The sequence below is a fragment of the Flavobacterium nitrogenifigens genome, assembly GCF_003254565.1.
GTDB classification, from domain to species: domain Bacteria; phylum Bacteroidota; class Bacteroidia; order Flavobacteriales; family Flavobacteriaceae; genus Flavobacterium; species Flavobacterium nitrogenifigens.
In genome coordinates, this window is sequence record NZ_QJRI01000182.1 from 69,702 (window position 1) to 86,362 (window position 16,661).

Sequence of the window (16,661 nt, forward strand, 5' to 3'; positions counted from 1 at the left end):
ATGATTTTTTGTAAAAACCTAAAATTTAACATTGTAACAGATTGTGAGGATACTGTTATAAAATTTTATTTCGGCTTGATTTGTGCTACCATTGGCTATTATGATCTTTAATAAGCCATTTTTTGTTAGTAATCCTAAACCTACACCAGCGCTAATTAGATTGTTGAATTTTTGGCTATTTTTTATCGAAGTTTGGTCTTGGTAAATTCCATAATCAAGTATGGTGTGTATGTATAGATTTGAGCTAAGTAGATATCTGTATTCGGTAATGAATAAATTTGCAATATTTCCTTGAAGGCTATTTTCTGAGAAACCTCGAATTGAGTTTAATCCTCCAAATCTAAAAAGTTCGTTTGTGATGTAATTGTCGCTTTTTAGATATAAAATTTGCGGGTTGATGTAAACAAAGTTTTTTTTATTTAATTCGAAATTATAAGAGAGATTTAGATTGGTATAAAATTGATTGGTTGTTTCTTTGATTTCAGTAGTGTTGCTTGTTGTTCTTTTTCCATAGCCAAATAATAGATTTACATATGATTTTCTTGGAAATAGATTGTTAGAGCTGTTGTTTTTTTTGTGTTCTAGGGTAGAAGTAAAGTATGAGTTTTTGAAATCACTGATTGTTGCGCTATTGGTATTTTGAATGTCGCTTGATTCTGTTGATTGATACCCGATGTATACTTTAGAATTATAATTTAAATAATAGCCTAGATCTATTGCTGTTTTTGTGTTTTGAAATGTGCTATCCTGTTTAAAGATGTTTAGTTGGGCTTTTATTCCTAATGCTGTTTTGAAAATATATGGAATTTCAAGTTTTGTGTTAAAAGTTGTTTGTTTGTTGCCGTCGCTTTTCCAGTATAGAGAAAATTGTTCGCCTGCGTGAAGTGTGTTTATTAAAGAGATATCTAAATATCCGTTGAGTTGTATTTTTTTGCTATCATCATTTGAAAATCCAATATAGCCATCAAAAGTGTTTGCTTTTCTTTTGTCTAAATAGGTGTAAACTTTTGTTGAGTCATTGGTAAATAAGATTTCTGGGTATTTAGTTTGAGAAACAAATTCAAAACTATTTATGTCTTCAGAAAGTTTTTTAACAGTTTCCTGATTGAAGGTTTTGTTGATGTACTTCCTGTTCAATTGTTTTAATGCTCCTTTAGGAAAATAATCTTTCAAAGAAGGGTTTGTGTAATTTACAATAATAGCATTAAGGGTTCTTTTGATTTCAGAGTCAAAACTTAAGTCTGCGTAAATTATTGAATTCTTCTTTTTAATGTTTTCAAGTTTGATTTTTGAAAATGCAAAACCATCTTTTTCTTTATCTGATATTTTTTGGTTTAAGAAATTCTCCAGCTCAGTATATGGTATGATTATGCTGTCTTTTGTTTTTTTTTCTGAATCATAAAAAAAACTATTTGCTCCTATATATATGTGTGTTTCTTTGATTTTTGATTTTATATCTATCAGAGCAGTGTAAGTGGTGTCGTTTGTTTTTTTATTTTCTAGTATTTCAGTGTCTATATAGCCTTGTCTTGTGAGTTTGTTTATTACAGATGAAATTTCATTATTCAGGGATTTTATGTTTTGATGTTTTTTTGTATAAAGAATGGAGTCAATAGTTTGATTTTGGTTTTTATTGATTCCGTTTATGTTAAGGTAGAAAGATTGTGCAAAACAATTTGATGATACGAGTAAAATGAGTATGTAATATAATTGTTTCAAATGCAATCGTTTTGTTAGTTAAATGTAAAGCAAATATCTAATGTTTCTTTGTGAAATCATAGATATAAATAATGTTGTTGAAAATTAATGATTTAACGTTTGTATAGTGAAAAATATTTTATACATTTGCAACCCCGTAAAAAGCGGGAATTTAATAAACATAATAATTTTTAGTATTAATTATGCCAACAATTCAACAATTAGTAAGAACAGGAAGAACTCAGATCACTAAGAAGAGTAAATCGGTTGCTTTAGATTCTTGTCCTCAAAGAAGAGGGGTTTGTACGCGTGTTTACACTACTACACCAAAAAAACCAAACTCTGCAATGCGTAAAGTTGCGCGTGTACGTTTGACAAATGGTAATGAGGTGAATGCTTACATCCCTGGAGAAGGACATAATCTACAAGAGCACTCGATAGTATTAGTGCGAGGTGGAAGGGTAAAAGATTTACCAGGTGTTAGATATCATATCGTTCGTGGAGCTCTTGATACGTCAGGTGTTGCAGGAAGAACGCAAAGAAGATCTAAGTACGGTGCTAAACGCCCAAAAGAAGCAAAAAAGTAATTTAAAAACTTTTAAGAAAAAGACATGAGAAAAAGAGCGGCAAAGAAAAGACCACTTTTACCGGATCCAAGGTTTAATGACCAATTAGTTACACGTTTTGTGAACAACTTAATGTGGGATGGTAAGAAATCTACAGCTTTTAAAGTATTTTATGATGCAATTGATATCATCGAAACTAAAAAGCAAAATGATGAGAAAACTTCATTAGAGATCTGGAAAGATGCTTTAACAAACGTTATGCCTCACGTAGAAGTACGTAGCCGTAGAGTTGGTGGAGCTACATTCCAAATCCCAATGCAGATTCGTCCAGACAGAAAAATTTCTATGGCAATGAAGTGGTTGATACTTTATTCTAGAAGAAGAAATGAAAAATCTATGGCACAACGTTTAGCTTCTGAGTGTTTAGCTGCTGCTAAAGAAGAAGGTGCTGCAGTTAAGAAAAGAATGGATACTCACAAAATGGCAGAAGCTAATAAAGCATTCTCTCACTTTAGATTTTAATTCGTAAGAAATGGCTAGAGATTTAAAATATACAAGAAATATCGGAATCGCTGCTCACATTGATGCTGGTAAAACAACAACAACTGAGCGTATTCTTTTTTATACTGGAAAGTCGCACAAAATTGGTGAGGTGCACGATGGTGCTGCAACAATGGACTGGATGGCTCAAGAGCAAGAAAGAGGTATTACAATTACTTCTGCTGCTACAACTTGTACTTGGAACTTCCCAACTGTACAAGGTAAAGTTATTCCAGAATCATTGCCATACCACTTTAATATTATTGATACTCCTGGACACGTTGACTTTACTGTAGAAGTAAACCGTTCTTTACGTGTACTTGATGGTTTGGTTTTTTTATTTAGTGCTGTTGATGGTGTTGAGCCTCAATCAGAAACTAACTGGAGACTTGCTGATCAATATAGAGTTCCTCGTATGGGATTCGTAAATAAAATGGACCGTCAAGGTGCTAACTTTTTAGCTGTATGCGGACAGGTTAAAGATATGTTGAAATCGAATGCGGTTGCAATTACTTTGCCTATTGGTGATGAAGCAGATTTTAAAGGTATTGTTGACTTAGTGAAAAATCAAGCTATTGTATGGCATGATGAAACTCAAGGAGCTACTTTTGATATTGTGGACATCCCAGCTGATATGGTTGATGATGTAAAACACTACCGTTCTATCCTTATCGAAGAGATTGCTACTTATGATGAGAATCTTTTAGATAAATACATGGAAGATGAAAACTCTATTACAGAGGAAGAAATCAACAATGCATTAAGAGCGGCTACTATTGATATGGCAATCATTCCTATGCTTGCTGGTTCTTCTTTCAAAAACAAAGGAGTTCAATTCATGTTAGATGCTGTTTGTAAGTATTTACCATCTCCATTAGATAAAGAAGGTATCGAAGGAATTCACCCTGACGATGCTGAATTATTAGAAGAAGATCAAACTAAAATCTTACGTCGCCCAGATGTAAAAGAGCCGTTTGCTGCTTTAGCATTTAAAATTGCTACTGACCCATTCGTAGGTCGTTTAGCTTTCTTCCGTGCTTACTCTGGACGTTTAGATGCTGGTTCTTATGTTTTAAATACTCGTTCTGGTAACAAAGAGAGAATTTCTCGTATTTACCAAATGCACGCTAACAAACAAAATCCAATCGAATTTATTGAGGCTGGAGATATTGGAGCTGCTGTAGGATTTAAAGATATCAAAACTGGAGATACTTTGTGTGATGAGAAGAGTCCAATTATCTTGGAATCTATGAAATTCCCAGAGCCAGTAATTGGTATTGCTATTGAGCCTAAAACTAAAGCTGACGTTGATAAAATGGGTATGGCTTTGGCTAAATTAGCTGAAGAGGATCCAACGTTTACTGTAAGAACTGATGAGGCTTCAGGTCAAACTATTATTTCTGGTATGGGTGAGCTTCACTTAGATATCTTAGTTGATCGTATGAAACGTGAGTTTAAAGTAGAGGTTAACCAAGGTGAGCCACAAGTAGAATACAAAGAGGCGTTTACTAAATCTGCTCAACATAGAGAAACTTATAAAAAACAATCTGGAGGTCGTGGTAAATTCGGTGATATCGTATTTAGAATCGAGCCTGCTGATGAAGTTGATGGTAAAGTTCCAGTTGGATTACAGTTCGTAAATGAAGTAAAAGGTGGTAACGTTCCTAAAGAATATATCCCTGCTGTTGAAAAAGGTTTCCGTGAGGCTATGAAAACAGGTCCATTAGCTGGATATGCTGTTGATAGTTTAAAAGTAACTTTATTAGACGGATCTTTCCACCCTGTGGATTCTGATGCTCTTTCTTTTGAATTAGCTGCTAGAATGGGTTATAAAGAATCTGGACGTGCTGCTGGGGCTGTTATTCTTGAGCCAATCATGAAGATCGAAGTTATTACTCCTGAAGAAAACATGGGTGATATCGTAGGTGACTTGAACCGTCGTAGAGGTCAAGTTAATGATATGGGTGATAGAAATGGTGCTAAAACTATCAAAGCTGATGTGCCTTTATCAGAAATGTTTGGTTATGTAACTACATTAAGAACATTATCTTCTGGTAGAGCTACTTCTACAATGGAGTTCTCTCACTATGCAGAAACACCTTCTAATATTTCAGAAGAGGTAATCAAAAAAGCAAAAGGTAACGCTTAATTTTAAGAAAATGAGTCAAAAAATTAGAATAAAACTAAAATCTTACGATCACATGTTGGTAGATAAATCTGCTGAAAAGATCGTAAAAACAGTAAAAACTACTGGAGCGGTTGTAACAGGTCCAATTCCGTTGCCAACTCACAAAAAACTTTTCACTGTATTGCGTTCTCCGCACGTTAACAAAAAAGCGAGAGAGCAATTTGAAGTAATGTCATACAAGAGATTGATTGATATTTATTCATCTTCATCTAAAACTATTGATGCTTTAATGAAACTTGAATTGCCAAGTGGTGTTGAAGTAGAGATAAAAGTATAATTTTTTATATTTTTTTATATAAAAAGCGAGACAGAAATGTCTCGCTTTTTTTTGTTGTTAAATAGTTGTTTTTGATGTGATATTTCTGCAGTTGTAAAATTTGATAAAAAGTGTAAATGTCTTTGTTTTAAGGAGGTGCGACAGTTTTTTGTTGTAGATTTTTTAAATAATTGTTAAGTGTTATGTTGATTTTGATGGAAAAATGAGATTTGTGTTTTTGAGTAAAAGAAGCTTGTTTTGATGCTTGGATTTTGATAATGAGCGATTTAATTTTTGTAACCGTTTGGTTTATTCAATTTTAATATCTACTTTTGCACTCCCTGTTTGGAAATTTCTGTTATTTTCAAATTGAAGGGAATTTTAGTAATTAATAATTAATATTTATGTCTGGGTTAATTGGTAAGAAAATCGGCATGACTAGTATCTTCGACGAAAACGGGAAAAATATTCCTTGTACAGTAATCGAAGCTGGACCATGCGTTGTTACCCAAGTCAGAACCAACGAGGTTGACGGGTATGAAGCGTTGCAACTTGGTTTCGATGACAAAAACGAGAAACATTCTACTAAAGCGGCTTTAGGTCACTTTAAAAAAGCTGGAACTGTTGCTAAGAAAAAAGTCGTTGAATTCCAAGATTTTGCAACTGAACAAAAATTAGGAGATCTTATTGATGTTACTATTTTTGAAGAAGGAGAATTTGTAGATGTACAAGGTGTGTCTAAAGGTAAAGGTTTCCAAGGTGTTGTTAAACGTCACGGTTTTGGTGGTGTTGGACAAGCTACTCATGGTCAGCACAACCGTTTAAGAGCGCCAGGTTCTGTAGGAGCTTCTTCTTATCCATCTAGAGTATTCAAAGGAATGCGTATGGCTGGAAGAATGGGAGGAGAAAATGTAAAAGTTCAAAACCTTAGAGTTTTAAAAGTAGTTGCTGATAAGAATCTACTTGTTGTTAAAGGATGTGTTCCTGGGCACAAAAACTCTTATGTAATCATTCAGAAGTAATGGAAGTAAAAGTATTAGATTTCAACGGAAAAGATACTGGAAGAAAAGTTCAACTTTCTGATTCAGTATTCGCAATTGAACCAAACAATCACGCTGTATATCTTGATGTTAAGCAATATCTTGCTAATCAAAGACAAGGTACTCATAAAGCTAAAGAAAGAGCTGAAGTAACTGGAAGTACACGTAAGATTAAAAAACAAAAAGGAACAGGTACTGCTCGTGCAGGAAGTGTTAAGAATCCTTTGTTTAAAGGTGGTGGAACAGTTTTCGGACCAAGACCAAGAAGTTATTCATTTAAATTGAATAAAGGTTTGAAGAGATTGGCTAGAAAATCAGCTTTCTCAATCAAAGCAAAAGAGTCAAATATTGTGGTTTTAGAAGACTTTAATTTTGAAGCGCCAAACACTAAAAATTTCATTAACGTTTTGAAAGCTTTAGGGTTAGAAAATAAAAAATCTCTATTTGTGTTGGGTGAGTCGAATAAAAACGTATATTTGTCGTCACGCAATTTAAAGGCTTCAAATGTCGTAACTAGCTCAGAATTAAGCACTTACGCAATATTAAACGCTAATAATTTAGTGCTTTTGGAAGGTTCTTTAGAGTTAATTGAAGAAAATTTAAGTAAATAATAGGAATATGAGCATCATTATTAGACCTATAGTAACGGAAAAAGTAACCAAAGAAAGTGAAGTTCTAAACCGCTTCGGATTCGTTGTTAACAAAAAAGCAAACAAAGTTGAAATTAAGAAAGCTGTTGAGGCTGCTTATGGAGTAACTATCGTTTCTGTTAACACAATGAATGTGAGACCAGATAGATCTACTAAATACACTAAAAGTGGTTTAATCAGTGGAAAGACAAATGCATATAAAAAAGCAATTGTACAAGTACAAGAAGGAGAAACAATTGATTTTTACAACAATATCTAAGATAGAAAAATGTCAGTAAGAAAATTAAAACCTATTACCCCGGGTCAGCGATTTAGAGTTGTGAATGGTTATGACGCTATTACAACTGATAAGCCGGAACGCTCTTTGATAGCGCCGATAAAAAACTCAGGAGGTAGAAATAGTCAAGGAAAGATGACCATGCGTTATACGGGTGGTGGTCACAAGCAGAGATATCGTATTATCGATTTCAAAAGAACTAAAGATGGAATTCCAGCTACAGTGAAATCAATCGAATACGATCCAAATCGTACTGCATTTATCGCTTTATTAGCTTATGCTGATGGAGAGAAAACTTATATTATCGCTCAAAACGGATTGAAAGTTGGTCAGAAATTAGTTTCTGGGCCAGAGTCTCAACCAGAGATTGGTAATACTTTACCTTTAAGCAGAATTCCTCTTGGAACTGTTATATCTTGTATTGAGTTACGTCCAGGACAAGGAGCTGTTATCGCTCGTTCAGCTGGAACTTTTGCTCAGTTAATGGCAAGAGATGGGAAATACGCAACAATTAAAATGCCATCAGGTGAAACAAGATTAATCTTGTTAACTTGTTCAGCTACAATTGGAGCTGTTTCTAACTCTGACCACCAATTAGTTGTATCTGGAAAAGCAGGTAGAACAAGATGGTTAGGAAGAAGACCTAGAACTAGACCAGTAGCGATGAACCCTGTTGATCACCCTATGGGAGGTGGTGAAGGACGTTCTTCTGGAGGGCACCCACGTTCAAGAAACGGATTGCCAGCTAAAGGTTACAGAACTCGTTCTAAGAAAAACCCGAGTAACAAGTATATCGTAGAACGTAGAAAGAAATAATAAGATATGGCACGTTCATTAAAAAAAGGACCTTTCGTTCATTATAAATTAGACAAGAAAGTTCAAGAAAACGTAGAAAGTGGTAAAAATGCAGTTGTTAAGACTTGGTCTAGAGCTTCAATGATTACACCGGATTTCGTTGGACAAACTATCGCAGTTCATAACGGTCGTCAATTTGTACCAGTTTACGTAACAGAAAACATGGTAGGTCACAAATTAGGAGAGTTTTCACCAACTAGATCTTTTAGAGGTCATGCTGGAGCAAAAAATAAAGGTAAAAAATAAAAGAAGCAATGGGAGTTCGTAAAAGAGAAACAGCAGATGCGAGAAAAGAGGCTAATAAGTCTATCGCTTTCGCAAAATTGAATAACTGCCCTACTTCACCTAGAAAAATGCGCTTAGTAGCGGACTTGGTAAGAGGTCAGAAGGTAGAAAGAGCACTTAACATTTTAAGATTCAGTTCTAAAGAAGCTTCAAGAAAATTAGAAAAACTATTATTATCTGCAATCAATAACTGGGAGCAAAAAAATAGTGAAGGTAATTTAGAAGAAGCTGGATTATTTGTTAAAGAGATCAGAGTAGATGGTGGAATGATGTTAAAAAGACTTCGTCCAGCTCCACAAGGTCGTGCACACAGAATAAGAAAACGTTCTAATCACGTAACAATCGTGCTTGGAGCTATCAATAACACACAAAGCAATTCTTAAGCAGCATGGGACAAAAGACAAATCCAATTGGAAATAGACTTGGTATCATCAGAGGATGGGACTCAAACTGGTATGGTGGAAATGATTACGGTGATAAATTAGCCGAAGATCACAAAATCAGAAAGTATATCCACGCTCGTTTATCAAAAGCTAGTGTATCAAAAGTAATCATCGAGAGAACTTTGAAACTTGTAACCGTTACTATCACTACTGCTAGGCCTGGTATCATTATCGGAAAAGGCGGACAAGAGGTAGACAAGTTAAAAGAAGAACTTAAGAAAGTTACTGACAAAGAGGTTCAAATCAACATCTTTGAAATTAAAAGGCCTGAGTTAGATGCTTATCTTGTGGCGACAAGCATCGCTCGTCAAATCGAAAGCCGTATTTCTTACAGGCGTGCAATCAAAATGGCTATTGCTGCTTCTATGCGTATGAACGCTGAAGGTATCAAAGTTTTGATTTCTGGTCGTTTGAATGGTGCTGAGATGGCGCGTTCGGAAGGTTTCAAAGAAGGTAGAATTCCTCTATCAACTTTCAGAGCTGACATTGATTATGCTCTTGCTGAAGCTCATACTACTTACGGTAGAATGGGAATTAAAGTATGGATCATGAAAGGTGAAGTTTACGGTAAGAGAGAACTTTCTCCACTTGCTGGAATGGATAAAAAACAATCTGGTACAGGTGGTGGAAAAGGTGGAGATGCTCCTAGAGGCAAATCTAACTTTAACAAAGGTGGAAAACCAGACGCTCGTAAAAGAAAGTAAATTTTTAAACTAAAGAAAAATGTTACAGCCTAAAAGAACAAAATACCGTAAGGTACAAAAAGGTAGAATGAAAGGTAACTCTCAAAGAGGGTATGAGCTTTCAAATGGAATGTTTGGTATTAAATCTGTACATGAAGATGGAATGTTCTTAACTTCTCGTCAAATCGAAGCTGCGCGTATCGCTGCAACTCGTTACATGAAAAGAGAGGGACAATTATGGATTAAAATTTTCCCAGACAAGCCTATTACTAAGAAACCTCTTGAAGTACGTATGGGTAAAGGTAAAGGAGCAGTTGAGTATTGGGCTGCTGTTGTTAAACCAGGAAGAATTATGTTTGAAGTTGGAGGAGTTCCATTGTCAGTTGCAAAAGAGGCTTTACGTCTTGCAGCTCAAAAACTTCCAGTAAAAACTAAGTTCGTCGTTGCTAGAGATTTCGAAGCATAATTTATATTTATTATGAAACAATCAGAAATAAAAGATCTTTCTGCAGCGGAGTTGCAAGAAAAGCTTAGTCAAACTAAGAAAGTATATGCTGACCTAAAAATGGCTCACGCAATCTCTCCAATTGCTAACCCACTTCAAATTAGAAGCGTTAGAAGAACAGTTGCAAGATTAGCTACAGAGTTAACTAAAAGAGAGTTACAATAATTGTATTCTGCTGAAAGATGGAAGAAAAAAGAAATTTAAGAAAAGAAAGAATAGGTGTTGTTACTTCAAACAAGATGGATAAATCTATCGTGATTTCTGAAGTAAGAAAAGTAAAACACCCATTATACGGTAAGTTCGTGTTGAAAACTAAGAAATATGTTGCACACGACGAAACAAACGACTGTAACATTGGAGATACTGTAAGAATTAGCGAAACGCGTCCTTTAAGTAAAACAAAATGTTGGAGATTAGTTGAAATCTTAGAAAGAGCTAAATAATTATGGTACAACAAGAATCAAGACTAAAAGTAGCAGATAACACGGGAGCTAAAGAAGTTTTAACTATTCGTGTTTTAGGAGGTACTAAAAGAAGATATGCCTCTGTTGGTGACAAAATTGTAGTTTCTATCAAAGATGCAACTCCAAACGGAAACGTGAAAAAAGGAGCTGTTTCAACTGCAGTTGTTGTGCGTACTAAAAAAGAAGTGAGAAGAGCTGATGGTTCTTATATCCGTTTCGATGACAATGCATGTGTTCTTTTGAATGCTGCAGGGGAAATGAGAGGAACTCGTGTTTTTGGTCCGGTAGCAAGAGAACTTCGTGAAAAACAATTCATGAAAATTGTATCATTAGCACCAGAAGTGCTTTAATTCGTTTTTAAGATGATAAAGCTAAAAATAAAATCAGGAGATATCGTAAGAGTTATTGCTGGAGACCATAAAGGTGCTGAAGGTAAAGTTTTACGTGTTTACCGTGAGAAAAATAAAGCGATAGTTGAAGGTGTAAACATGGTTTCAAAACATACAAAACCAAGTGCTAAAAACCCTCAAGGTGGTATCGTTAAGAAAGAAGCTTCTATTCAAATTTCTAACATTTCTCTAATTGATCCTAAAACTAAGGAAACAACTAGAGTAGGTATTAGAGTAGAAGGAGATAAGAAAGTAAGATTTTCAAAAAAATCTAATCAAGTACTATAGTAATGGCATATACACCTAGACTAAAAGAAGAATATAAGAGTAGAGTAATCTCTGCTCTTAAAGAAGAGTTCGGATATACAAACGTAATGCAAGTTCCTAAACTTGAAAAAATCGTTTTGAGCCGTGGAGTTGGTGCAGCTGTATCTGATAAAAAACTTATTGACTATGCTGTTGATGAGTTAACAAAGATCACTGGACAAAAAGCAGTTTCTACAATCTCTAAGAAAGACGTTGCGTCTTTTAAATTGAGAAAAGGAATGCCTATTGGAGCAAAAGTTACTTTACGTGGAGAAAGAATGTATGAGTTTTTAGATAGACTTATTACTTCTGCTTTGCCACGTGTTAGAGATTTCAATGGTATTAAAGCTACTGGTTTTGATGGTAGAGGTAACTACAATCTTGGAGTTTTAGAGCAAATCATTTTCCCAGAAATTGATATTGACAAAGTAAACAAAATTTCAGGAATGGATATTACTTTTGTTACTACTGCAAAAACAGACAAGGAAGCAAAGTCATTATTGGCTGAATTAGGATTACCTTTTAAAAAGAATTAAGACATGGCTAAAGAATCAATGAAAGCCCGCGAGGTTAAAAGAGAGAAAACGGTAGCTAAATATGCTGAGAAGAGAAAAGCTTTATTGGAAGCTGGAGACTACGAAGGTTTACAAAGATTACCTAAAAATGCTTCACCAGTTCGTTTACACAATCGTTGTAAATTAACAGGTAGACCTAGAGGTTATATCCGTCAATTCGGTATTTCACGTGTAACTTTCCGTGAAATGGCTAACAATGGGTTAATTCCAGGAGTTAAAAAGGCTTCTTGGTAATCTCGCAATAAGTTATTACTTTTGCAAACCAAAAAATAATTTTAATTGATTAAAGGTTCGGGAGACGAGTGTCTCCCGAAAACCATAATCGCAATCAAATACATATGTATACAGATCCTATTGCAGATTATTTGACTAGAGTTCGTAACGCTGTGGCTGCAAACCACAAAGTTGTTGAAATTCCAGCTTCTAATCTTAAAAAAGAGATAACTAAGATCTTATTTGATCAAGGTTACATCTTAAGTTACAAATTTGAGCAGAACACAGTTCAAGGTTCTATCAAAATTGCTTTAAAGTATGATAAAGATACTAAAGAGCCTGTAATTAAAGATATCCAAAGAATTAGTAAACCTGGTTTACGTAAGTACGCAGGTGCTGCCAAATTACCAAGAATCCTTAACGGATTAGGAATTGCTATTGTTTCTACATCAAAAGGTTTGATGACTGGAAAACAAGCGAAGCAATTAAATGTAGGTGGTGAAGTAATTTGTTACGTATACTAATTTTAAACACTAGATAAGATGTCAAGAATAGGTAAAAGCCCAATTGTAATCCCTGCTGGTGTAACTGTAGAAGTTAAAGACGGTATTATTACAGTAAAAGGAAAAAGAGGTCAACTGGTTCAGGAGTTTTCGGACGTAAATGTAACTGTTGAAGGCGATCAAGTTTTAGTTGAAAGATCGTCTGATCATAAAGACCACAGAGCAAAACACGGATTATTCAGATCTTTGATCAATAATATGGTTGTTGGTGTTTCTGAAGGTTTCACAAAAGAACTAGAATTAGTTGGAGTTGGTTATAGAGCTTCAAACCAAGGTCAAAAATTAGATTTAGCTCTTGGATATTCTCACAATATTGTTTTAGAGATTGCTCCTGAAGTATCTTTGGAAACAGTATCTGAAAAAGGTAAGAACCCAATCGTAAAATTAACATCATTTGATAAACAACTTTTAGGACAAGTTGCTGCGAAAATTAGAGGTTTCCGTAAGCCAGAGCCGTACAAAGGAAAAGGTGTTAAATTTGTGGGTGAAGTATTAAGAAGAAAAGCAGGTAAATCAGCTTAAAATATAAGATTATGTCATTAACAAAATCTGAAAGAAGACAGAGAATTAAATTCAGAATAAGAAAATCGGTTAGTGGTACTGCTGCAAGACCTAGACTTTCTGTTTTTAGAAGTAATAAAGAAATTTACGCTCAAATCATTGACGATGTAAATGGAGTTACTATCTTAGCTGCATCTTCTAGAGAAAAAGAAATAGGAAAAGGTACTAACGTTGAAGTAGCTGCTGCTGTTGGAAAACTAGTTGCAGAGAAAGCGTTAAAAGCTGGGATTGATACTATCACTTTTGATAGAGGTGGGTATTTATATCACGGTCGTATTAAATCATTAGCAGAAGGCGCAAGAGCCGCTGGACTTAAATTCTAATATATTATGTCTAAATACAAAAATGTAGAATTGGTAAAACCTAGTGGTCTTGAATTAAAAGATCGTCTAGTTAGTGTTAATCGTGTTACTAAAGTTACAAAAGGAGGTAGAGCTTTCGGTTTTTCTGCTATTGTAGTTGTAGGTGATGAAAATGGAGTAGTTGGTCATGGATTAGGGAAATCTAAAGACGTTTCTGAAGCAATTGCGAAAGCAGTAGAAGATGCTAAGAAAAACTTAGTTAGAATTCCTTTAAATGGACAATCTGTTCCTCACGAACAAAAAGGTAAATTTGGTGGTGCACGTGTATTCTTAATTCCAGCATCTCATGGTACTGGAGTTATTGCTGGTGGAGCTGTTCGTTCAGTTCTTGAGTCAGTAGGTATTCACGATGTATTGTCTAAATCTCAAGGATCATCAAATCCACATAACGTAGTAAAAGCAACTTTTGATGCTTTATTGCAAATGAGAAGCGCTCATACTGTTGCAAAACAGAGAGGTGTTTCTTTAGAGAAAGTTTTTAAAGGTTAATTCAGGAAATTATGGCTAAATTATTAGTAAAACAAGTAAGAAGCAAAATCAACTGTCCTCTTTCTCAAAAGAGAGGGTTGGAAGCTTTAGGTCTACGTAAAATTGGACAAGTTGTGGAGCATGAGTCAAATCCTGCTATCCTTGGGATGATAAACAAAGTTAAACACTTAGTTTCTGTAGAAGAAGCTAAATAACAAATACTGTTATGAATTTAAGTAACTTACAACCTGCTGAGGGATCTACACACAATCAAAATAAAAGATTAGGTAGAGGAGAAGGTTCTGGAAAAGGTGGTACCGCTGCACGTGGACACAAAGGAGCAAAATCTCGTTCTGGTTATTCTAAAAAGATTGGTTTTGAAGGAGGGCAGATGCCACTTCAAAGACGTGTACCTAAGTTTGGTTTCAAAAACATCAATCGTAAAGAATACGAAGGTGTTAATTTAGATACTCTTCAATTATTAGTTGATAACGGTGTAATTACTGATTCTGTTTCAATGGCAGATTTCGTAGCAAATCGTCTAGCTACTAAAAATGAAATCGTTAAGATTTTAGGTAGAGGAGAATTGAAAGCAAAATTAAAAGTAACTGCCCACAAATTTACTGCTACTGCAAAAGCTGCTATTGAAGCTGCTGGTGGAGAAGCTGTAACTATATAACTTATCTATTAAGATGAAGAAATTTATTGAATCAATAAGTAATGTTTGGAAAATCGAAGAACTAAAAAATCGAATCTTAATTACATTAGGTTTACTTTTAGTATATCGTTTTGGAGCACACGTTACGCTTCCTGGAATTGACGCAACGCAATTGACTGGTTTAGCGGGACAAACTAAAAATGGTCTAGGATCTATTCTAGACATGTTCACCGGGGGTGCTTTCTCTAAAGCTTCAGTTTTTGCTTTAGGTATCATGCCTTATATTTCTGCGTCTATTGTTGTTCAGTTGATGGGGATTGCGATTCCATATTTACAAAAACTTCAAAATGATGGGGAAAGTGGTAGAAAAAAGATTAATCAAATCACTCGTTGGTTGACAATCGCTATCACATTGGTTCAAGGTCCAACTTATATCTATAATTTATACAGAACATTGCCTAGTAATGCATTTTTGCTAGGCTTTAATTCTCCTGAATTTTTGTTCTCGTCTGTTATCATTTTAGTTACTGGTACAATTTTTGCTATGTGGCTGGGTGAGAAAATTACAGATAAAGGTATTGGAAATGGTATTTCATTGTTAATTATGGTTGGTATTTTAGCTCGTTTACCACAAGCTTTTATCCAAGAGTTTACAACTCGTGTTACCAATAACAATGGAGGTCCAATGTTATTAGTTATTGAAATTATTGTGTGGTTATTAGTTATCATTTCTTGTGTATTGCTTACAATGGCAGTACGTAGAATCCCTGTTCAGTATGCGCGTCGTACAACTACAGGAGATTACGAGCAAGATTTGGCAGGAGGTAATAGACAATGGATTCCTCTAAAGCTTAATGCTTCTGGGGTTATGCCAATTATTTTTGCTCAGGCAATTATGTTTATTCCTGCGGCTGTAGCTGGATTGTCTAAATCAGATACATCACAATCTATTGTTGGTGCATTTAGTAATATGTTTGGTTTCTGGTATAATTTTGTTTTTGCAACTTTAATTATTGTATTTACATTCTTTTATACTGCAATCACTGTACCTACTAACAAAATGGCTGATGATTTAAAGAGAAGCGGCGGTTTTATTCCTGGAGTTCGTCCTGGAGCAGAAACTTCTGATTTCCTTGATAAAGTGATGTCTTTAATAACTTTCCCAGGATCTTTATTCCTTGCTTTGATTGCTGTGTTCCCAGCTATTGTTGTAAGTATTATGGATGTACAACAATCTTGGGCAATGTTTTTTGGAGGTACCTCATTAATAATTATGGTTGGTGTTGCAATAGATACTATTCAACAAATCAATTCATACTTGTTAAACAAACATTATGATGGTTTAATGAAGACTGGTAAAAATAGAAAAGCGGTAGCTTAATATATTTATGGCAAAACAATCAGCAATAGAACAAGACGGATCAATCATTGAAGCATTATCAAATGCGATGTTCCGTGTAGAGTTAGAAAATGGACATATTGTAATTGCTCATATTTCTGGTAAAATGCGAATGCATTACATCAAGTTATTACCTGGTGATAAAGTGAAACTAGAAATGAGTCCTTATGATTTGTCAAAAGCAAGAATTACTTATCGATATTAAAGGATATTCACTATGAAAGTTAGAGCATCAGTAAAAAAGAGAAGTGCCGAGTGCATTATCGTGCGTAGAAAAGGGAGACTGTACGTAATAAACAAAAAGAATCCTAGATTTAAACAAAGACAAGGATAATTATGGCAAGAATAGCAGGGGTAGATATCCCAAAAAACAAAAGAGGTGTTATCGCACTTACCTACATCTTCGGATTAGGAAAAAGTAGAGCTATTGAGATTTTAGAAAAAGCTCAAGTTAGCCAAGATAAAAAAGTTCAAGATTGGAATGATGATGAGATCGGAGCAATTCGTGAAGCTGTTTCATTTTACAAAATCGAAGGAGAATTACGTTCTGAAATTTCTTTAAACATTAAACGTTTAATGGATATTGGATGTTACAGAGGTATTCGTCATAGATCTGGTCTTCCATTAAGAGGACAAAGAACTAAAAACAACTCAAGAACAAGAAAAGGTAAAAGAAAAACTGTTGCTAACAAGAAAAAAGCAACTAAATAATAAGTA

29 protein-coding genes are annotated in these 16,661 nt (G+C 34.6%); 28 read left to right on the forward strand and 1 reads right to left on the reverse strand.

The features are described from left to right. Positions 1-18: 18 nt before the first annotated feature. Entirely contained in the window at positions 19-1,719 is a 1,701-nt protein-coding gene (locus DM397_RS21890) for a BamA/TamA family outer membrane protein (RefSeq protein ID WP_239457897.1), read from the reverse strand. 182 nt (positions 1,720-1,901) lie between these two features. On the opposite strand from DM397_RS21890, the gene rpsL reads away from it, so the two are divergent. The 28 genes from rpsL (at position 1,902) to rpsM (ending at position 16,655) form a co-directional block, all read left to right on the forward strand. Further along, on the forward strand, positions 1,902-2,285 hold the full coding sequence (gene rpsL, locus DM397_RS21895) for a 30S ribosomal protein S12 (RefSeq protein WP_007136570.1): 384 nt from the start codon (positions 1,902-1,904) through the stop codon (positions 2,283-2,285). Between the two features lie 24 nt (positions 2,286-2,309). Then, positions 2,310-2,786 carry a 30S ribosomal protein S7 gene (gene rpsG / locus DM397_RS21900; protein WP_026727879.1) on the forward strand — a complete coding sequence of 159 codons (477 nt, stop codon included), beginning with the start codon at positions 2,310-2,312 and terminating at the stop codon, positions 2,784-2,786. A gap of 10 nt (positions 2,787-2,796) precedes the next feature. Beyond that, positions 2,797-4,953, forward strand: a complete 2,157-nt coding sequence (gene fusA, locus DM397_RS21905; protein WP_111364460.1) for an elongation factor G — start codon at positions 2,797-2,799, stop codon at positions 4,951-4,953. 10 nt (positions 4,954-4,963) lie between these two features. Next, complete coding sequence (gene rpsJ / locus DM397_RS21910) at positions 4,964-5,269, forward strand: 30S ribosomal protein S10 (protein ID WP_007803605.1); 306 nt, start codon at positions 4,964-4,966, stop codon at positions 5,267-5,269. 383 nt (positions 5,270-5,652) lie between these two features. Beyond that, on the forward strand, positions 5,653-6,270 hold the full coding sequence (gene rplC / locus DM397_RS21915; protein WP_111379743.1) for a 50S ribosomal protein L3: 618 nt from the start codon (positions 5,653-5,655) through the stop codon (positions 6,268-6,270). Then, on the forward strand, positions 6,270-6,899 hold the full coding sequence (gene rplD / locus DM397_RS21920; protein ID WP_111379744.1) for a 50S ribosomal protein L4: 630 nt from the start codon (positions 6,270-6,272) through the stop codon (positions 6,897-6,899). The genes rplC and rplD overlap by 1 nt, the downstream gene beginning before the upstream one ends. 7 nt (positions 6,900-6,906) lie before the next feature. Next, positions 6,907-7,197, forward strand: coding sequence for a 50S ribosomal protein L23 (rplW, locus tag DM397_RS21925; protein WP_008464286.1), 291 nt, complete (start codon positions 6,907-6,909; stop codon positions 7,195-7,197). A gap of 9 nt (positions 7,198-7,206) precedes the next feature. Next, entirely contained in the window at positions 7,207-8,031 is an 825-nt protein-coding gene (gene rplB / locus DM397_RS21930) for a 50S ribosomal protein L2 (protein ID WP_008464287.1), read from the forward strand. Positions 8,032-8,037: 6 nt separating this feature from the next. Further along, on the forward strand, positions 8,038-8,316 hold the full coding sequence (gene rpsS / locus DM397_RS21935) for a 30S ribosomal protein S19 (protein WP_008464288.1): 279 nt from the start codon (positions 8,038-8,040) through the stop codon (positions 8,314-8,316). An 8-nt stretch (positions 8,317-8,324) separates the two neighbouring features. Then, positions 8,325-8,738: a 50S ribosomal protein L22 gene (rplV, locus tag DM397_RS21940; protein WP_007803631.1), complete on the forward strand. Its 414-nt coding sequence runs from the start codon at positions 8,325-8,327 to the stop codon at positions 8,736-8,738. A 5-nt stretch (positions 8,739-8,743) separates the two neighbouring features. Next, positions 8,744-9,502, forward strand: coding sequence for a 30S ribosomal protein S3 (rpsC, locus tag DM397_RS21945; RefSeq protein WP_008464292.1), 759 nt, complete (start codon positions 8,744-8,746; stop codon positions 9,500-9,502). A 19-nt stretch (positions 9,503-9,521) separates the two neighbouring features. Next, the gene (rplP, locus tag DM397_RS21950) at positions 9,522-9,947 is read left to right on the forward strand and encodes a 50S ribosomal protein L16 (protein WP_111379746.1); all 426 of its coding nucleotides are present in this window, start codon (positions 9,522-9,524) and stop codon (positions 9,945-9,947) included. A gap of 12 nt (positions 9,948-9,959) precedes the next feature. Continuing rightward, entirely contained in the window at positions 9,960-10,151 is a 192-nt protein-coding gene (gene rpmC / locus DM397_RS21955; protein WP_008464297.1) for a 50S ribosomal protein L29, read from the forward strand. Positions 10,152-10,168: 17 nt separating this feature from the next. Next, a complete protein-coding gene (rpsQ, locus tag DM397_RS21960; protein ID WP_012022485.1) occupies positions 10,169-10,429 on the forward strand; it encodes a 30S ribosomal protein S17 in 261 nt (86 codons plus the stop codon). A 2-nt stretch (positions 10,430-10,431) separates the two neighbouring features. Continuing rightward, positions 10,432-10,800 carry a 50S ribosomal protein L14 gene (rplN, locus tag DM397_RS21965; protein ID WP_007803649.1) on the forward strand — a complete coding sequence of 123 codons (369 nt, stop codon included), beginning with the start codon at positions 10,432-10,434 and terminating at the stop codon, positions 10,798-10,800. Positions 10,801-10,812: 12 nt separating this feature from the next. Beyond that, positions 10,813-11,127 (forward strand): 50S ribosomal protein L24, encoded by a 315-nt coding sequence (gene rplX, locus DM397_RS21970; protein WP_007803650.1) that lies wholly within the window; start codon positions 10,813-10,815, stop codon positions 11,125-11,127. A gap of 2 nt (positions 11,128-11,129) precedes the next feature. Continuing rightward, positions 11,130-11,681 (forward strand): 50S ribosomal protein L5, encoded by a 552-nt coding sequence (rplE, locus tag DM397_RS21975; protein WP_008464302.1) that lies wholly within the window; start codon positions 11,130-11,132, stop codon positions 11,679-11,681. A gap of 3 nt (positions 11,682-11,684) precedes the next feature. After that, positions 11,685-11,954 carry a 30S ribosomal protein S14 gene (gene rpsN / locus DM397_RS21980; protein WP_008464305.1) on the forward strand — a complete coding sequence of 90 codons (270 nt, stop codon included), beginning with the start codon at positions 11,685-11,687 and terminating at the stop codon, positions 11,952-11,954. A gap of 104 nt (positions 11,955-12,058) precedes the next feature. Then, positions 12,059-12,457 carry a 30S ribosomal protein S8 gene (rpsH, locus tag DM397_RS21985; protein ID WP_008464306.1) on the forward strand — a complete coding sequence of 133 codons (399 nt, stop codon included), beginning with the start codon at positions 12,059-12,061 and terminating at the stop codon, positions 12,455-12,457. An 18-nt stretch (positions 12,458-12,475) separates the two neighbouring features. After that, positions 12,476-13,018, forward strand: a complete 543-nt coding sequence (gene rplF / locus DM397_RS21990) for a 50S ribosomal protein L6 (RefSeq protein ID WP_111379747.1) — start codon at positions 12,476-12,478, stop codon at positions 13,016-13,018. Between the two features lie 11 nt (positions 13,019-13,029). Then, positions 13,030-13,380 (forward strand): 50S ribosomal protein L18, encoded by a 351-nt coding sequence (rplR, locus tag DM397_RS21995; RefSeq protein ID WP_008464310.1) that lies wholly within the window; start codon positions 13,030-13,032, stop codon positions 13,378-13,380. 3 nt (positions 13,381-13,383) lie between these two features. Further along, the gene (rpsE, locus tag DM397_RS22000) at positions 13,384-13,908 is read left to right on the forward strand and encodes a 30S ribosomal protein S5 (RefSeq protein WP_085949269.1); all 525 of its coding nucleotides are present in this window, start codon (positions 13,384-13,386) and stop codon (positions 13,906-13,908) included. A gap of 11 nt (positions 13,909-13,919) precedes the next feature. Next, positions 13,920-14,102: a 50S ribosomal protein L30 gene (gene rpmD, locus DM397_RS22005; RefSeq protein WP_008464315.1), complete on the forward strand. Its 183-nt coding sequence runs from the start codon at positions 13,920-13,922 to the stop codon at positions 14,100-14,102. 11 nt (positions 14,103-14,113) lie between these two features. After that, entirely contained in the window at positions 14,114-14,566 is a 453-nt protein-coding gene (gene rplO, locus DM397_RS22010; RefSeq protein ID WP_111379749.1) for a 50S ribosomal protein L15, read from the forward strand. A 13-nt stretch (positions 14,567-14,579) separates the two neighbouring features. Next, positions 14,580-15,926, forward strand: coding sequence for a preprotein translocase subunit SecY (secY, locus tag DM397_RS22015; RefSeq protein WP_007803669.1), 1,347 nt, complete (start codon positions 14,580-14,582; stop codon positions 15,924-15,926). A 7-nt stretch (positions 15,927-15,933) separates the two neighbouring features. After that, positions 15,934-16,149 carry a translation initiation factor IF-1 gene (gene infA, locus DM397_RS22020; RefSeq protein WP_007136545.1) on the forward strand — a complete coding sequence of 72 codons (216 nt, stop codon included), beginning with the start codon at positions 15,934-15,936 and terminating at the stop codon, positions 16,147-16,149. Positions 16,150-16,161: 12 nt separating this feature from the next. Then, positions 16,162-16,278, forward strand: coding sequence for a type B 50S ribosomal protein L36 (gene ykgO, locus DM397_RS22025; RefSeq protein ID WP_002987490.1), 117 nt, complete (start codon positions 16,162-16,164; stop codon positions 16,276-16,278). 2 nt (positions 16,279-16,280) lie between these two features. After that, entirely contained in the window at positions 16,281-16,655 is a 375-nt protein-coding gene (gene rpsM, locus DM397_RS22030) for a 30S ribosomal protein S13 (RefSeq protein WP_008464322.1), read from the forward strand. The last annotated feature ends 6 nt before the right edge of the window (positions 16,656-16,661 follow it).

Bases quoted from the DNA above. Each gene is read 5' to 3' on its own strand.
- infA (WP_007136545.1), top strand. From the start codon at position 15,934: ATGGCAAAACAATCAGCAATAGAACAAGACGGATCAATCATTGAAGCA.
- rplE (WP_008464302.1), top strand. From the start codon at position 11,130: ATGGCATATACACCTAGACTAAAAGAAGAATATAAGAGTAGAGTAATC.
- fusA (WP_111364460.1), top strand. From the start codon at position 2,797: ATGGCTAGAGATTTAAAATATACAAGAAATATCGGAATCGCTGCTCAC.
- rpsS (WP_008464288.1), top strand. From the start codon at position 8,038: ATGGCACGTTCATTAAAAAAAGGACCTTTCGTTCATTATAAATTAGAC.
- rpsM (WP_008464322.1), top strand. From the start codon at position 16,281: ATGGCAAGAATAGCAGGGGTAGATATCCCAAAAAACAAAAGAGGTGTT.
- rplB (WP_008464287.1), top strand. From the start codon at position 7,207: ATGTCAGTAAGAAAATTAAAACCTATTACCCCGGGTCAGCGATTTAGA.
- rpsJ (WP_007803605.1), top strand. From the start codon at position 4,964: ATGAGTCAAAAAATTAGAATAAAACTAAAATCTTACGATCACATGTTG.
- rplX (WP_007803650.1), top strand. From the start codon at position 10,813: ATGATAAAGCTAAAAATAAAATCAGGAGATATCGTAAGAGTTATTGCT.
- rpsQ (WP_012022485.1), top strand. From the start codon at position 10,169: ATGGAAGAAAAAAGAAATTTAAGAAAAGAAAGAATAGGTGTTGTTACT.
- rplP (WP_111379746.1), top strand. From the start codon at position 9,522: ATGTTACAGCCTAAAAGAACAAAATACCGTAAGGTACAAAAAGGTAGA.
- rplC (WP_111379743.1), top strand. From the start codon at position 5,653: ATGTCTGGGTTAATTGGTAAGAAAATCGGCATGACTAGTATCTTCGAC.
- rplD (WP_111379744.1), top strand. From the start codon at position 6,270: ATGGAAGTAAAAGTATTAGATTTCAACGGAAAAGATACTGGAAGAAAA.
- rplR (WP_008464310.1), top strand. From the start codon at position 13,030: ATGTCATTAACAAAATCTGAAAGAAGACAGAGAATTAAATTCAGAATA.
- rplN (WP_007803649.1), top strand. From the start codon at position 10,432: ATGGTACAACAAGAATCAAGACTAAAAGTAGCAGATAACACGGGAGCT.
- rplW (WP_008464286.1), top strand. From the start codon at position 6,907: ATGAGCATCATTATTAGACCTATAGTAACGGAAAAAGTAACCAAAGAA.
- secY (WP_007803669.1), top strand. From the start codon at position 14,580: ATGAAGAAATTTATTGAATCAATAAGTAATGTTTGGAAAATCGAAGAA.
- rpsG (WP_026727879.1), top strand. From the start codon at position 2,310: ATGAGAAAAAGAGCGGCAAAGAAAAGACCACTTTTACCGGATCCAAGG.
- rpmC (WP_008464297.1), top strand. From the start codon at position 9,960: ATGAAACAATCAGAAATAAAAGATCTTTCTGCAGCGGAGTTGCAAGAA.
- rpsC (WP_008464292.1), top strand. From the start codon at position 8,744: ATGGGACAAAAGACAAATCCAATTGGAAATAGACTTGGTATCATCAGA.
- rplV (WP_007803631.1), top strand. From the start codon at position 8,325: ATGGGAGTTCGTAAAAGAGAAACAGCAGATGCGAGAAAAGAGGCTAAT.
- rpsN (WP_008464305.1), top strand. From the start codon at position 11,685: ATGGCTAAAGAATCAATGAAAGCCCGCGAGGTTAAAAGAGAGAAAACG.
- rpsH (WP_008464306.1), top strand. From the start codon at position 12,059: ATGTATACAGATCCTATTGCAGATTATTTGACTAGAGTTCGTAACGCT.
- rplF (WP_111379747.1), top strand. From the start codon at position 12,476: ATGTCAAGAATAGGTAAAAGCCCAATTGTAATCCCTGCTGGTGTAACT.
- rpmD (WP_008464315.1), top strand. From the start codon at position 13,920: ATGGCTAAATTATTAGTAAAACAAGTAAGAAGCAAAATCAACTGTCCT.
- rplO (WP_111379749.1), top strand. From the start codon at position 14,114: ATGAATTTAAGTAACTTACAACCTGCTGAGGGATCTACACACAATCAA.
- ykgO (WP_002987490.1), top strand. From the start codon at position 16,162: ATGAAAGTTAGAGCATCAGTAAAAAAGAGAAGTGCCGAGTGCATTATC.
- rpsL (WP_007136570.1), top strand. From the start codon at position 1,902: ATGCCAACAATTCAACAATTAGTAAGAACAGGAAGAACTCAGATCACT.